The 15342-nt window shown below is 65.5% G+C and carries 11 protein-coding genes; 9 read left to right on the top strand and 2 right to left on the bottom strand.

The features are described 5' to 3' along the window. The first annotated feature begins 119 nt into the window (after window positions 1–119). The gene (locus ACR42D_RS07230) at window positions 120–935 is read left to right on the top strand and encodes a PEP-CTERM sorting domain-containing protein (protein WP_484566154.1); all 816 of its coding nucleotides are present in this window, start codon (window positions 120–122) and stop codon (window positions 933–935) included. A 111-nt stretch (window positions 936–1046) separates the two neighbouring features. On the opposite strand, the gene ACR42D_RS07225 is transcribed toward ACR42D_RS07230, so the two are convergent. Beyond that, the gene (locus ACR42D_RS07225) at window positions 1047–3731 is read right to left on the bottom strand and encodes a molybdopterin-dependent oxidoreductase (RefSeq protein ID WP_484566153.1); all 2685 of its coding nucleotides are present in this window, start codon (window positions 3729–3731) and stop codon (window positions 1047–1049) included. 418 nt (window positions 3732–4149) lie between these two features. Between ACR42D_RS07225 and ACR42D_RS07220 the strand changes: the two genes are divergently transcribed. The 6 genes from ACR42D_RS07220 (at window position 4150) to ACR42D_RS07195 (ending at window position 10984) form a co-directional block, all read left to right on the top strand. Further along, window positions 4150–5130: an ABC transporter substrate-binding protein gene (locus ACR42D_RS07220; RefSeq protein ID WP_484566152.1), complete on the top strand. Its 981-nt coding sequence runs from the start codon at window positions 4150–4152 to the stop codon at window positions 5128–5130. A gap of 12 nt (window positions 5131–5142) precedes the next feature. Continuing rightward, window positions 5143–5931: an ABC transporter permease gene (locus ACR42D_RS07215; RefSeq protein ID WP_484566151.1), complete on the top strand. Its 789-nt coding sequence runs from the start codon at window positions 5143–5145 to the stop codon at window positions 5929–5931. 16 nt (window positions 5932–5947) lie between these two features. Further along, a complete protein-coding gene (locus tag ACR42D_RS07210) occupies window positions 5948–7798 on the top strand; it encodes an ATP-binding cassette domain-containing protein (protein WP_484566150.1) in 1851 nt (616 codons plus the stop codon). A gap of 116 nt (window positions 7799–7914) precedes the next feature. Beyond that, window positions 7915–8619 carry a molybdopterin-dependent oxidoreductase gene (locus tag ACR42D_RS07205; RefSeq protein WP_484566149.1) on the top strand — a complete coding sequence of 235 codons (705 nt, stop codon included), beginning with the start codon at window positions 7915–7917 and terminating at the stop codon, window positions 8617–8619. 252 nt (window positions 8620–8871) lie between these two features. After that, window positions 8872–10623 carry a YeiH family protein gene (locus ACR42D_RS07200; protein ID WP_484566148.1) on the top strand — a complete coding sequence of 584 codons (1752 nt, stop codon included), beginning with the start codon at window positions 8872–8874 and terminating at the stop codon, window positions 10621–10623. A gap of 67 nt (window positions 10624–10690) precedes the next feature. Beyond that, the gene (locus ACR42D_RS07195; protein WP_484566147.1) at window positions 10691–10984 is read left to right on the top strand and encodes a hypothetical protein; all 294 of its coding nucleotides are present in this window, start codon (window positions 10691–10693) and stop codon (window positions 10982–10984) included. A 7-nt stretch (window positions 10985–10991) separates the two neighbouring features. Here ACR42D_RS07195 and ACR42D_RS07190 read toward each other — a convergent pair whose 3' ends face one another. After that, window positions 10992–11348 carry a hypothetical protein gene (locus tag ACR42D_RS07190; protein ID WP_484566146.1) on the bottom strand — a complete coding sequence of 119 codons (357 nt, stop codon included), beginning with the start codon at window positions 11346–11348 and terminating at the stop codon, window positions 10992–10994. A 123-nt stretch (window positions 11349–11471) separates the two neighbouring features. Here ACR42D_RS07190 and ACR42D_RS07185 point away from each other — a divergent pair, with 123 nt between their 5' ends. Both ACR42D_RS07185 and ACR42D_RS07180 read left to right on the top strand, forming a co-directional pair. After that, window positions 11472–13904: a c-type heme family protein gene (locus ACR42D_RS07185; protein WP_484566145.1), complete on the top strand. Its 2433-nt coding sequence runs from the start codon at window positions 11472–11474 to the stop codon at window positions 13902–13904. Further along, a complete protein-coding gene (locus ACR42D_RS07180; protein ID WP_484566144.1) occupies window positions 13901–15286 on the top strand; it encodes a sigma-54-dependent transcriptional regulator in 1386 nt (461 codons plus the stop codon). Before ACR42D_RS07185 ends, ACR42D_RS07180 begins: the two co-directional genes overlap by 4 nt. The last annotated feature ends 56 nt before the right edge of the window (window positions 15287–15342 follow it).

Here is a 15342-nt window from a genome sequence, read left to right as displayed (position 1 = left end):
CCATCTCAAAGCACTATTCCAACATATAGATTTATTTACGGTTGCTCCAGTCCGGCATGACTCGTGCTTAATCCAAACAAATATTTAATACACGAGTTCGACCCAATCTGGAGGGATGTATGAAACGGCTCCTGACAGCAATTCTAACCCTTGCCATCTTCCTGACCCTGTCCTCGTTCGCGATGGCCGCGGTCTACAATATGACCGTGTATGCGGATCAGGCCACCGGGGTGCTCGGCGTGAACGGCGACTATCCCCTCCCGCAGGTGTCCGGCAGCAGCTGGGCTGCGGACAACTCGGCCTACAAGGCGGAATGGGGCATTGACGCCGCCACCATCTTCGGCAGGTCCGTGACGCTCGCCGATGTGGCCGGGATGAGCTATTGGACCAAAAAATCCACTACCCATGTCGAATCCGCCCCGGATTGGTATTTCCATTTCTACACCACCCCCTTTGAAAACAGCCCGGGAAGCAGTTGGTATGGCTACCGCATCAACACCGAGCCCTATTTCTCCGCCAACCTTTCGGAAACGGCGGATCAATGGAACCAGTGGGCCATCGGGGGCCAGAACGACACCAATGCGCTCCGCTTCTTCGACAGCTCCCTGAGCAATTACTGGGGCAGCTACACCGATCCGCTCTGGAATGAATTTCTCTCCATGGCGGGTGTCGGCGGAAACGTCTATGGCGAGCAGGGCCTGCTGTCCATCGCCATGGCCACGGGCTCCGGGTGGAATGGGAGTTTCGACGGCCTGCTCGACGGACTGAGCATCTCCCTCTACAACACGGACGCCACCGGCGCCCCGACCATCGACACCTACAACATCAACTTCGAAGCCTCGGCGCCCCCCGTACCCGAGCCCTCGACCTTCCTGCTTCTCTTCGCCGGCCTCGGCTGTCTCGGTTTCATGCGCTACCGCCGCAACAAGGCGTAGCCAACGGCTTTCAGGGACCGCTTCGAACCGCTAAAACAATCAAGCCTGTGGGGGTGCGCTATCGCATTCCCACAGGCTTTCTTTCATTTAACGCCCCCCCCCGAGTGGTGGCTATTCGAGCCGCAGCCAGTTATTGGCCACGTTGCGGCAAAAATCGCCGGACTGCTGGATGAGCAGGGGGAACCGGCTGCGGGTGGCCGCGAAGAATTCGTCGGTGAACCGGAAGCGGTATTGGGCGTAGGTGTCGATATCGCCGCGCTGGAACTCGTCGAACCATTCGTCGGCGGTCAGGGAGTCCATTTCCAGATGGAACTGGAACCCGTAGGACGCCTTGCCGACCTTGAAGCACTGGTTGATGCATCGATCACCCTCGATCAACAGCGTGGCCCCTTCGGGAAGGTCGAAGGAATCCTCATGGAACTCCATGAGCGGCGGGACCGGCCCGGCCTTCGACAGGACCGGGTCCTGTGCGCCTGCCTCGGTCAGGGCGTGGCCGACAAAGCCGAACTCCAATTCGGGCATGGTCCAGACCCCGCCCCCGTGGGCGCGGGCCAAGAGCTGGCAGCCGAGGCAGATGCCCGCCACAGGCTTGCCCGCCGCATCGAAGTCGCGCATGAGCCGCATCAACTCCGGGAAATAGGGCGAGGTTTCGTCGTCAAAGGCGTTCTGGGGACCACCCAGGACCACCAGGCGGTCATAGTTGTCGGCGTTTTCCGGAATCGGCTCCCCTTCGGTCGGCAAAATAGCGATCAGGATGCAGCCCTGCCGGGCCAGCTCCTTGGTGAAGTTGCCGCCGGGCGATTGGGCGGAATTCTGGACCACCAGGACCTTTGAGCCGATGATCCCGTCCGCCGGACACGGCTCCAACGTGACCCGGGTCTCGTAGAACGGGGTGCCCTGCCCCACGATGGACGGGATATCCCTGGTCAGGAGATTGACCCCGTGGCCCGCCTTGTTCCAGCCGCCCCGCTCGGTGATGAGCACGTCCGCGCGCATGGCATCGTCCACCTTGAGCAGGGCCATGAGCCTGCCGTACGCACTGCGCACAACCACGTGGCCGCCGTCGGTCAGCCCCCGCTTGCGGGCCTCGGCCGAATTCAGGAGAACCACAGGCAGGGCGTCGTGCTCGGCCAGGGTGCGCTCGGAGCAGATGTAGCCGTGGGGCGCGATGGTCAGGAGCTTGTACGGGTAGTCCGGGTCCTCGTCCTGAAGCACGGCCGGATCGAACTCGGTCATGAACCGAAACCTGCCGGACTCGGAGGGGAACACGCCGTCCGCATAGGGGACCATGGGCGCATCCAGGCGGAACGGGCCCTTGCGCACGCTCTCAAGGTCCGTGCCCTGCTCCCAGAGCGGAGTGCAGATGGTCTTGAGCCAGTCCTCCAAGGACCGTTGGTACTGCCCGGCGAACGGAAACCGGGCGGCCAGTTCCTGGAACATTTGAAATTCGGATTTGGTCTCGCCCACCGGCTCGATGGCCGGATTGACCGGCCCGACGAAGTTATGGCCGTAACTGGCCATAATGTCGTTTTCTTCAAGGAAGGAGGTGGCGGGCCAGAAGACATCGGCCAACTCGGCGGTGTCGTCCATGAAATGGCCGGAGTAGACGACCATCTCGGCCTTTTTGAACGCCCTGACGACCTTGTCCGCATTGGGGGCCATGCACACCGGATTGCCCGCCGTGACCACGATCATGCGGATATCCGGGTCGCGGGCGCTTAATATCTCCTCGCCCACCTTGGGGATGAGCAGGGTCCGGCGGCCCGGGCGCAGGTGGTCGCCCCACCACGCCTGATCGTAGGGGCTGTACTCCTCGAATCCCTGGCTGACCCCGCCGCCGGGCACGCCGAGGAGGCCCGCGATGCCGCCCAGGGCGTCGATGGGCCGGATGGCGCAATGGGCGTACTCGTGACGATGCAGCCCCCAGCCGAGCAGGATGGAGGTCGGGAACTGGTTTATCAGCGTGTCGGCCAGCAGTTCGGCGTCCGTGACCGGAACCCCGGCCAGGGCGCAGAGTTCGGGCACGGAAAAGGAATCCAGGATCGCCTTGTATTCGGCCCAGCCCTCGGCCCGGTTCTCGATGAAATCGCGGTCCTCGGCCCCGGCCTCGATGATCAGTTTGGCCGCGGCCATGGCCAGGCAGCCGTCGCGCCCGGGTTTGGGCCGCACATGGTGGGTGGCGATGTTCACGGACAGGCTGCGCGCCGGGTCGATGACCACCACGCGGCCGCCGCGCTCCCTGATGTCCTTGACGATCTTGACCAGGGAGATGTTGGTGGACACCGGGTTGCGCGCCCACAGGATCATGGCGTTGGAGTTGAAGTGGTCCAGCGGGTCGTGGGACACGCGCTCGCCGAAGTCGAGATTCTGGGCCCCCTGCCCCGCCCCGCCGCACAGGGAGCCGCGCATGGTCGTGGCCCCGCCGAGCAGGTTGAAGAAATACTTGTTCAGGAGCTTGAGAGCCGTGCGCTCGCCGTATCCTTGATAATAGAGGACCGCCTCGGGGCCGGACTCGGCCGCCACCGCCTGGAGCTTGTCGGCCACCAGGTCCAGGACCTCGTCCCAGGTCGCCCGCCGCCACTGCCCGTCCACCTTGCGCAACGGGTGGGTGATCCGCTCGGCGCTGTACACCCGCTTGATATACTTGGCGGTCTTGTGGCAGGCCACGCCGCCGGTCAGGGGATGGGCCGGGTCGCCCGAGAGCTTGACCAGCCGTCCGTCCTCGACCGTGGCGATGAGCCCGCAGGCGTTGGGGCAGTCGCGGGTGCAGGTGGTGACGATCTTGCGTTGGCTCATTCTTCGGTTTCCTTTTCTCGGCCGTCTGATTCCGGCTCGCAGCAGGACAGGCAATAGGACGTCGATGGACGGATGGCAAACCCCTGAGGACATCGTGGACACCCGATCGAGACAGTTCCGATCCTCGATCCTGAGGTCGCACAATCGGACGCCGCAATCAAGCCCGGTGCGCACGCCCCGCTCCCCTTCCCCGATCGCATGTCACGCATATTCATGTTTGCGTGACGGTATTGCCGGTTTCCTCCCCCGGCCCTACATACTGAAACTTGTTCGCAGGCATACGCACCCTGCGTTCCCGTTCCGTATCCACCGCGCGCGCCGCCTTTGCGCCGCGCCGTCCAACCGCGATCCCCGAGCAGGCGCGCTCCGTTTCCGCCCTGCGAAGGGACGCATACCGCCGTTGCGAGGAAGCCCGCCGATGATCACACGCAGGAATTTTCTGTCCATGAGCGCAGGAGCCCTGGCCCTGTTTCCCTTCATGACCACTGCCCGCGCCCTGGCCGGGGATGCGGCCGGACTGGTGCTGGCGGGGCCGCCCGCGCCGCTCAGCCTCCCCCTGGTCCGCCTGGCCCGACAGCATCCGTCCGCCCTGCCCGCCATGGAGATGCGCCAATGGCGCAACCCGGACATCATGCGCGCCTGGATGATCTCGGGCGAGACCCAGGTCTCGGCCGCCCCGGCCAACGCGGCGTCCATACTCTATAACAAGGGGCTCCCGGTCCGGCTCCTGGACATCAACAACGGCGGGAGCCTGAGCATCGTCACCGCCGACCCGGCCATCAAGACCTTCACGGACATCAGGTCCAAGAGCCTGCTGTTGTTCTTCCGTGGGGACACCCCGGACATCATCGTCCGTTACCTGGCCACGAAAAGCGGCATCAAACCGGATGCGGACCTGACCCTGTCCTATGTGGACTCGCCGTTCGAGGCGCTGCAGATGCTCCTCTCCAAACGCACGGCCACGGCCCTGCTGCCCGAGCCCGCCGCCACGGCGGCCATTCTCAAGGGCAAGGGCGCGGGCATGGAGCTGCACCGTATCGTCCTGCAAGACGTCTGGGAAAAGGTCACCGGCAGCGCGTCGGTCATGCCCCTGGGCGGGACCATGTGCCAGGCGTCCCTGGCCAAGGAACAGCCGGAGACCGTGGCCGCGCTGCGCACGGGCATAGGCCGGGCCGTGGACTGGATCAACGGTCACCCGGCCGAGGCCGCTCAACAGTGCGCCGACTTCTTCGGGCTCAAGCCCATGGTCCTGGAAAAGTCCCTGGAGGCCTTCCCCCTGCGGCGCAGCCCGGCGGGCGAGGCCAGGAAGGACCTGGAATTCTACTACTCGGCCCTGATGGAGATGTCGCCCAAGCTGGTCGGCGGCAAGCTGCCGGACCAAGACTTCTACCTGGGCTAGGCAGGAGGCAGGATGGCGCGTTCCGCCCATGCGGCATGGCCCCGTCTGCGGGGCTTCGGATACCCCGCCCTGGGGGTGGCCCTTTTCATCGCACTGTGGTGGGCGGGGAGCCTGTTCTACGGCCCGTTCATCCTGCCCTCGCCGTGGGAGGCGACCGCCGCGCTGTGGCGGCTTATCCTGGACGGCCAGGCGGGCCATGCGGCCCTGCTCACGGCGGGCCGGGCGCTGGGCGGGTTCGCGATAGCGGCCCTGCTCGGCAGCGGGCTGGGCATCCTGGCCGGGCTGCGCCCCGCCCTGGCCCAGACCCTCAAGCCGGTCACGGCCATGCTCCTGGGCATCCCGCCCATCGCCTGGATCGTCCTGGCCATGCTCTGGTTCGGCACCACCGGGCTGACCCCGGTCTTCACCGTGGTGGTCACGGCCCTGCCCATCGTCTTCGCCGTGGCCGTGGAGGGCGCGCGCACCCGCGACCAGGGCCTGGAGGACATGGCCCGCTCCTTCGGCACCCCGCCGCTGACGCTCTTCCTGGACGTGCGCCTGCCGCACCTGCTGTCCTATCTCTTTCCGGGCTGGGTCACGGCCCTGGCCCTGTCCTGGAAAGTCGCGGTCATGGCCGAACTGCTCGCCTCCACCGACGGCATCGGCGCGAGCATGGCCCTGGCCCGGATCAACCTGGATACGGCCGACGCCCTGGCCTGGATCATCGTCCTGCTGGTCATGCTCCTGGCCGTGGAACTGTTCGTGCTCGAACCGCTGCAGCGGCGCATGGAACCCTGGCGCGGCGGGACCGCGTCCTCGTGACGGAGGTTGGCGGAACATGCTGACCTGGGAGAACGTCTCGCACGACTACGGGGCCGGACCGGTGGTGGCGGGCGTCGACCTGCGGGTCGCGCCCGGCGAGGTCCTGGCCCTGGCGGGCCGCTCGGGCTGCGGCAAGACCTCCCTGCTGAACATGGCCGCAGGGCTGCTCGCCCCGACTTCGGGCCGCGTTTCCAACATCTTCTCGCACACGGCCTGCGTGTTCCAGGAGCCGAGGCTGCTCCCCTGGCGGCGCACCGTGGACAACATCGCCTTCGGGCTCAAGGCCCTGGGCATCCCCAGGGCGGAACGGTCGGCGCGGGCGCACCGGCTGGCCGGACGCATGGGGCTGAACCCAAACGACCTGGCGAAATATCCCCACACCCTGAGCGGCGGCATGCGCCAACGGGCCTCCCTGGCCCGGGCCCTGGCCGTGGAGCCGGACCTGCTCCTCCTGGACGAGCCGTTCAGCGCCCTGGACGTGGGCCTGAGGCGCGAACTCCAGGACCTGGTCCGCTCCCTCATCGACGAGCGCGGCCTGGCCGCCGTGTTTGTGACCCACGACCTCGCCGAGGCGGTCCGCCTGAGCGACCGCATCGTCATCCTGGCCCCTTCACCGGGCCGCGTGGTCCTTGAACAGCGCATCGACGCGCCCTTTGCGGCCCGCGACGCAAGCTTCATACGGCAAACCACGGACGGACTCCTGGCCGCCCCGGCCGTGCGCGCGGCCTTTGGCCGAACCAGCCCGGCCCCGGTCACGCCGCCCCATATACCGACAGCCCCGGGCCGCATACGGCCCGCAACCGACGAGGTGAAAATGGTGGAATTCAAGCCCGTTCGTCTCCCCGAGACGACCCTGGCCACGGACATGGCCGGGCGCAAGGTCCTGGTCAAGACCAACATCGAGAGGGTCTTCGGCTACAACCCCATGGTTACGTCCCTGCTCTTCTGCCTGGCCCCGGAGAAGATCGCCGGGCTGGGCATGCCGCCCATGCCGCCCGAGCGCATGCTGGCGAGCCCGGAATACCTCTCCCTGCCGGTCCTCGGGGTCATGGGCGGCGACTTCGGCGGCGGCAAGACCACCTTTGACAAGGACGCGGTCCGCCAACGCGGCGTGGACCTGATCCTCTCACTGACCCTGTTCGCCCTGGACGAGGTCGAGGTGAACGCGGCAGAAAAGCTGCAGCAGGAGCTGGGCATCCCCGTGCTCGTCTACGACGGCGGCCTGGACCGCACCGGCGAGGTCCTGCGCCGCATGGGTACACTGGTCGGCGCTCCGGACCGGGGCAATATCCTGGCCGATTATTTCGACGAAAAATTCCGCCACATCGCCAGGACCGTGGCCGGAATCCCGCACGGCGAGCGGCGCACGGTCTACTACGCCCAGTCGCCCACCGGCCTGCTCACCGAGCCCCGGCGGTCCCGCCACGGCGAGATCATCGAATACGCTGGCGGGGTGAACGCGGCCGAGGTCTTCGAGCAGCGCGGCTGCGGCCGCACCCCGGTCTGCGCCACGGACCTGGCCCGCTGGGACCCGGACGTGGTCGTCATGCTCTCGGACGAAGGCAAGTCCCGGCAACGGCTGTATAACAGGATGCGGACCGATCCGTTCTGGTTCAGGCTCAAGGCGGTCCGCAACAACGCCGTGTTCGAGCCCCCGGCGGGCATGTACAATTGGTTCGACCGGCCGCCGTCCGTGAACCGGCTCATGGGGCTGATCTGGCTGACCAACCTGCTCTATCCCGAATGGTTCGGCTGGAACATGGTCCGCGAGACCCGCGAGTTCTACAAACTGTTCTACCGCATGGACCTCGGCGCCAAGCAGGCGGAAACCCTGCTCGGCCCGAGCCTGAAGGGGCTGGCCAACTAGCCCGGTTTTCCCTCTTGTCCTTTGTGCCGCTCTTTGCCACCATGGGGCAATGGCGAAGTGCCGTGCCCGCGCGGGTCCGGCCACTGCCATGCGACCCCCAACCGCAAGGAGCCGTCATGAGGGAAGAGAACCTGTTGTCCAGGCGCGTTTTTCTGGCCGTCGCGGCCGGCACCGTGGTCAGCATCGGCCTGCCCGGCGTGTTCGCCACGGTGGGGGAGGCCCGCCAACAGGAACTGGCCGAAGCGCTGCGGCCGGACGGCAGGCCGCGTGTCCCGCCGGGACAGACCGCCATCGAGCAGATCGAGGACATGGGCGGCAGGCCCGGCTCGCCGAACCCCGAGGACTTCCGCCTGCGCGTCCACGGCGAGGTCGAGCACCCTCTCGATCTGGATTTCGAGGCGCTCCTGCGGCTCGAGCAGCGGGACTTCACCTGCGACGTCCACTGCGTGACCGGCTGGACCCTGCTGGATTCCACATGGCGCGGCGTGCCCATATCCGTCCTCCTGGACAAGGCGAACCCCACCGGGAAGGCGAAGTTCCTGGTCATAGAGGCCGCCCACGGCTACACCACGAGCATCCCGCTTTCCGAGGCCATGAAGCCGGACGTGTTCCTGGCCCACACCCTGTTCGGCTCCCCCCTGCCCGGTCCCAACGGCGGCCCGGTGCGCGCGGTGGTCCCGGACCGCTACTTTTACAAGAGCGCCAAATGGATTCAGGGGCTCAAGGTCGTCTCCAAGGACGAGCCCGGTTTCTGGGAGACGCGCGGCTACAGCAACTCCGCCGACCCGTGGAAGGAGGAGCGTTACTCGCGCTCTCGCTAGCCCTCACCGTCCGCTACACACCGCCCCGGCCCCGCAGAACTGCAAACCCACCTTTCATCCAGCCCGCTCGGACTGCAAAGCGAACTTTGCAGTCCAAGCGGACGTTTAATAGAAATATCCTGTAATTCCACAGCGCAATCCTTCCGGACCGGCCTGGCCCGCTCCTTGCTCATGGGGAGAAAACCGAGTGTGGTCAGGCGTGTCGTCCTGGCGATCCGCCTCTGTGAGAAACTTTTTTGGAGGATTGTGAGAATGGCTGAACAAGTTGTCGAGAAGAACTCCGAAGTCGTCGTCGACCAGGCGAAGTCTTCGTGGTCCGATCTCTGGAAGAAAGAGGACTACTGGGCCATCTGGCTCGGTTTCATCATCCTCATCGTCGGGGCATTCATCTATTTCAACAATGAACCCGCCGGCATGCAGGAGAAATTCGCCAAGTCCAACGCGATCATGACCGCCGAGGCGCAACGCGCCCCGTTCAAGACCGTGGCCTGGTACGAGGCCCAGACGGCCAAGGAAAAGATCAAGGCCAAGAGCCAGCCCATCGGCAAGAGCATCGCGAACCTGATGGCCCACCCCAAGTCGTGGTCCACCAACCCGCTCAACGCCTTCATGCAGACCCAGGCCCAGGCCGACGCCAAGAACGCCAAGGGCATGCCCAAGTACGAAGCGGCCAAGGCGGCCGCCGCCGAAGGCAAGGCCGCCGCGCTGGCCGCCCAGACCAAGGCCGAGGCGGCGGGCTTCCAGAACGCCGGGCTGAACGCCGACGCCTCCAACGCCATCGAGCACTGGCTGAAGCTGCGCTCCAAGGAGTCCTCGGCCAAGAAGAAGATCTCCAACAAGCCGTACAACCTGTTCCCCGGCCTAATCGGCCTGTTCGTCGTCTTCGGCGTGGTCTTCGCCATCGGCATGCACTTCATCGACGGCAGCAGCGCCAAGTTCCTCAAGGGCTTCATTCTCGTCTTCGTCGTGGCGGTGCTCTCCTACGTCATGTCGGGACAGGCGACCATGAAGCAGTACGGCATCGGCTACGCGGCCTGGGCCATCGCCATCGGCCTGATCATCTCCAACACCGTGGGCACGCCTGAATGGGCCAAGAAGGCGCTGCAGGTCGAGTTCTTCATCAAGACCGGCCTGGTCCTTTTGGGCGCCGAGGTGCTCTTCAACAAGATCGTGGCCATCGGCATCCCCGGCATCTTCGTGGCCTGGGTGGTCACCCCGGTGGTGCTCATCTCCACCTTCATCTTCGGCCAGAAGGTCATCAAGATGCCTTCCAAGACCCTTAACATGACCATCTCCGCCGACATGTCCGTGTGCGGCACCTCGGCCGCCATCGCCGCGGCCGCCGCGTGCAAGGCCAAGAAGGAAGAGCTGACCCTGGCCATCGGCCTGTCCCTGGTCTTCACCTCCATCATGATGGTGGTCATGCCCGCGATCATCAAGGCCACGGGCATGCCCTACATCCTGGGCGGCGCCTGGATGGGCGGCACCATCGACGCCACCGGCGCGGTCGCCGCCGCCGGCGCGTTCCTGTCCGAGAAGGCCCTGTACGTGGCCGCGACCATCAAGATGATCCAGAACGTGCTCATCGGCGTGACCGCCTTCGGCATCGCCATCTACTGGTGCACCAAGGTCGATTGCGTCGAGGGCCAGAAGGTCGGGGCCATGGAAATCTGGCACCGCTTCCCCAAGTTCGTGCTCGGCTTCCTGGTCGCCTCGGTGGTCTTCTCCATCGCCTACTCGTCGCTCGGTTCGGACACCGGCTTCACCATGATCGACCAGGGCGTGCTGCGCGGCTTCTCCCGCCTGTTCCGCGGCTGGTTCTTCTGCCTGTCCTTCGCGGCCATCGGCCTGGCCACCAACTTCCGGGAGCTGAAGCACTACTTCAAGGGCGGCAAGCCGCTCATCCTGTACGTCTGCGGCCAGTCCCTGAACCTGTGCCTGACCCTGGCCATGGCCTACCTGATGTTCTACGTGGTCTTCCCCGACATCACGTCCAAGATCTAACCACCTCCACCCCCAAGAACCCCGAGGGGGGCCGCGCCCCGGCCCCCCTCACCCCAAGGAGCAAGATATGGAAAACCGCAGCCTCACTCAGCGCATCCTGGCACTGGTCTCGGTCTGCGCCGCCATCTGGGTGTTCACCTATGTGGCCGGTCCCATGCTGGTCAACGCGTCCCAGGACTTCCGGACGCTCGGCGATTTCATCGTGCGGGAAAACATAGACACCGGCATGTTCTATTACACCGACCTGGAGATCGTCGGCCATGCGGACCACAACGCCCGCTCGACCATCGAGTACATGCCGCACGGACCGGGACCTACCCCCGACGTGGGTTCGGCCACCGGCGCACCCGCCGACGAATAGACCGGGGCTACATCCCGTCCCGGGGGTCGAACATGGCCTCTATGCGCCGGTTCAGGCCCAGGAGGTAACAGATGGTGCGCGAGACGGCGGCAAGGAAATAGCCGAGCTGCTCGAGTTCGCTATGGCCCAGGCCGTAGGAACGGAAGTAGAGGAAGAAAACGGCGATCAGGGTTATGCCGCACAGGAGGATCAACGGGATGGTCGTGTTCAGGCGGATGAACAGGACTTCTCCCGAGATCCGCCCGCGAAAGTACAGCACCACCAGGGCCACGGAACGCAGCACGCCGGTCCACGCCCGGACAAACATGTCCGCCGTGGCCAACCCCACGAACAGGGCCGCTCCGAACAGCAACGTTTCGCCCATATCGACACTCCCCCGGGCGGCGCCTCCTTTTCCACCCTGTGGAAACCATACGGCCTGATGGAAAGTACCGCAAGGAATCCTTGACGGAAACGGGCTTCATCTTTGATAGTCAAATACAAGACCATGCAACTTCCCAGACCGTACTCACTGCAGAGCAAATTTCTGATCGGCCTGATCATGACCTCCGTCGCCATCGGAGGTCTGCTCCTGGCCGGTTTTTCGTACCACATGCGCCAGGTCCTCGAACGCGAGGTCGAGGACAAGGCCGCCATGGTCCTGGCCCAGGTGGATTCGGTCCAGCAGTACGTCCGCCAGGTCCTTCGGCCGCGCATGTACGACGTCCTCGACGACACCTTCATCATCGAGGCCATGTCCTCGTCCTTCATCACCCGCAACATCATGGACGGCGTGGCCGAACACAGCCCCACCAGGCACCTCTACCGGCGGGTGGCCATGGGCGCGCGCAACCCGAAGTTCGAGGCCAACCGGCGGGAACGGGACCTGGTGGAATATTTCCGCGCCCACCCGGACGAGAAGGTCTGGCAGGGGTTCACCGACATAGACGGCATCGAGCACTTCGTCATGGCCCGCCCCGTGGTCTTCGCCAAGAGCTGCCTGCACTGCCACGGCAAGCCCGAGGACGCCCCGGAGCAGGTGCTCGCCCTGTACGGAGACCGGGGTTTCGGCCACGCCGAGAACAGCATCGGCGGCGTGGACTCCGTCGGCCTGCCCGTCTCCGCCTCGGTGGCCCACATGCAGGACACGATCATGAGCTACCTGGCGGTCTTCGCCATCGCGGCCCTGATCTACCTGGGGGCCACGAACATCATCTTCAAGCGCATCGTGGCCAACAACGTCCGGCTGCTGACCGCCAGCTTCCATCGCAACTTCAGCGACGACAAGGGCGTGGAACTGGTCCGGGAGCTGGAAAAGGGCGACGAGATCGGCCAGATGATCTCCGGTATCGAGAAGCTCGGCGACTACCTCTATGAGACCCGCGAGCAGTTGCAACGCTACACCAACGACCTGGAGGTCATGGTCGAGGAAAGGACGGAGAAGCTGGCCGAACAGGCCGAGGCGCGTTCGGCGGACGTGCGCCTGTTCGTCCGCCTGCTGGCCGGGTCGAGCAAAAGCGGCTCCCGGCACGAGCTGTGGGAGGCCACCCTGCCGCACATCGTCGAGCGGTTCGACCTGGAGCGCGCGGTCTACGTCTGCACCTTCTACTCCAAGCGCCATTACTCCTGGCCGCACTCGGACGTGCCGCCCGACCTGCCCGAAAACTGGGTCCAGCTGCTCACGGATTCCATGCCGCGCATCGAGAAGGACCGGGCGTTCATCCCGGTGGAATCCTCGGTGGGCAACGCCGAGGGGCTGCTCTGCCTGTACCGCAGGCCCGGCAGCGCCTTTGCCAAGCAGGACGGCGAGGTCTTCCAGGCCCTGGGCCGCCAGCTGGGCATCGCCGCGGACAACATCACGGCCCTGGACTCCATCGTCCGAAACAACGCCAACATGCACGCCATTTTCGAGGGCATCACCGAGCCGCTGCTGCTGGTGGACGAGTCCGGCAACCCCGTGGTGGTCAACGAGTCCGCGCGCCGTCTCGGCCTGGACCTGTCCGAGGGCATGGTCCAGGACGGCAATATCATCAGCCTGCTCTGCGCGAACGTCAGCGGAGAGAGCGACTGCGACATCTCCAAGTCCCTCAACCTCAACGAGGTCATCTCCCGCGAGGTCTCCCTGCCCAACGGCCGCTCCTTCGCCCTGAGCATCTACCCGGTGGCCGAGTCCGGGGGCACGCGCAACAGTCAGGCGGCGGTCTACGTCCATGAGACCACGCAGCAAAAACGGATGCTCGCGCACATGACCCAGGCCGAAAAGCTGGCCACCGTGGGCAAGCTCGCCTCGGGCCTGGCGCACGAGATCAACAACCCGCTTGGCGTCATCCTGTGCTACGCCAAGCTGCTCAAGAAGGGGCTGCCCGAGGGCCAGACCGGCGAGGACATCGACGTCATCGTCAAGCACACCCGGCAGGCCCAGAGCGTGCTCACGAACCTGCTCAGCTTCGCCCGCCCCAAGGTCGGCAACGACGGGACCGTGTCCCTGCCCGAGGTCATCGACTCGCTGGTCAGGGTCTTCCGGGTCCAGGCCGAGAACCAGCGCGCGGTCCTGTCCGCGAACACCGCCGGGGAGATTCCCCCGGTGCCGGTGGACAACCAGGCCCTGGAGCACATCATGGCCAACCTGATCATCAACGCCCTGGACGCCGTCCCGGACAAGGACGGCAGGATCGACATCAGGACGGCCTACGACGACTTGGCCGAAGAGGTGGTGGTCACGGTCTGCGACAACGGGCCCGGCATTGCCGAGAAGGACCACAAATTCATCTTCGACCCCTTCTACACCACCAAGGAGGTGAACAAGGGATCGGGCCTGGGGCTGTCCATCGTCTTCGGCTTCATGAGCGACCTGGGCGGGAGCGTCATGGCGGACAACCAGAATACCGGCGGAGCGCGGTTCACCCTGCGTTTTCCCGTGGCCGGGACGGAAGCGATATGAACGAAACGCAATCCAGGCACGTATTGGTGGTCGACGACCAGACCGATTTCGCCCGAGGGCTCGGGCGGCTGATCCAGGGCGAGTTCGACGGGGTGAACGTCCACGTGGCCGAATCGGGCGAGCAGGCCCTGAAACGGCTCGAGGACACGCCGGTCAACGTGATGATCACCGACCTCCAGATGCCGGGCATGGACGGGCTGACCCTGTTGCGCGAGGCCCTGGTCCGGTGCCCTTCCCTGTCGGCGGTGATGCTGACCGCCCACGGCACCATCGAGACCGCTGTGGACGCGCTCAAGGCCGGGGCCTACGATTTTCTGACCAAGCCCACCGAACCCGAGGACGTGTTCCGGGTGGTGGCCAACGGGCTCGAACGCAGCCAGCTGCTCGACGAAAACCGGCAGCTGCGCGACCAGCTGGAGCGGCACAAGGACAAGCTGATCGGCGAGAGCCCGGTCATGCAGCGCCTCAAGCAGTCCATCCAGGCCGTGGCCCAGACCGACTACAACGTGCTCATCCTGGGCGAGTCCGGCACGGGCAAGGAGCTGGCCGCCGCCATGGTCCGGGAGCTGAGCCCGCGTGCGGACCGGCCGTTCATCACCCTCAACTGCACGGCCATCCCCGAGAACCTGCTGGAGAGCGAGCTCTTCGGCCACGTCAAGGGCGCGTTCAGCGGCGCGGAGCAGAACCGGGACGGACTGTTCGTCAAGGCGCACACGGGCACCATCTTGCTGGACGAGATCGGCGATATCCCCATGGAGACCCAGGCCAAACTGCTGCGGGTCCTGCAGGAGGGGGAGATCCGCCCGGTGGGCTCGGACGTGTCGCGCAAGGTGGACGTGCGCATCATCGCCTCCACCAACCAGGATCTGGCCGCGCGCATTGCGGACCGGACCTTCCGCGAGGACCTGTACCACCGCCTCAACGTGCTCACCCTGACCATGCCCCCGCTCAGGGAGCGCCAGGGGGACATCCCGCTTCTGGCCCGCTACTTCCTGCTCAAGGCGTGCGCCGAGCTCGGCCTGCCGGACAAGGACATCTCCCCCGCCACCCTGGCGAGCCTCGCGGCCAAGCCCTGGCACGGCAACATCCGCGAACTGCAGAACGCCATGCGCAAGCTCGCGGTCTTCGGCGACGTCCAGCCGCAGCGGGACCCGACCACGGCCTCCGCCTGCCTCGCCCCCCTGGGCCAGGTGGACGAGCTGCCGCCCTTCAAGGAGGCCAAGGGGCTGGTCATGGACTCCTTCACCCTGGACTACATCCGCGAGGCCATGGCCCTGGCCAAGGGCAACGTCTCCCGGGCCGCGCGGCTGTCCGGCCTGTCGCGGGTGGCGGTCCAGAACATGCTGCACCGCTACGGGCTTTCGGCGGACAGTTTCAAATAGCTTGGAGAAAAGCCCCGCTCCACCATACTCGTGACCGGACCGCCGTCCAACGGAAA

The organism is Pseudodesulfovibrio sp. lm2024, assembly GCF_051175575.1.
GTDB classification, from domain to species: domain Bacteria; phylum Desulfobacterota; class Desulfovibrionia; order Desulfovibrionales; family Desulfovibrionaceae; genus Pseudodesulfovibrio; species Pseudodesulfovibrio caledoniensis.
The sequence above is the reverse complement of the archived record's forward strand: the minus strand, read 5'-3'. Positions and strand labels throughout refer to the sequence as shown.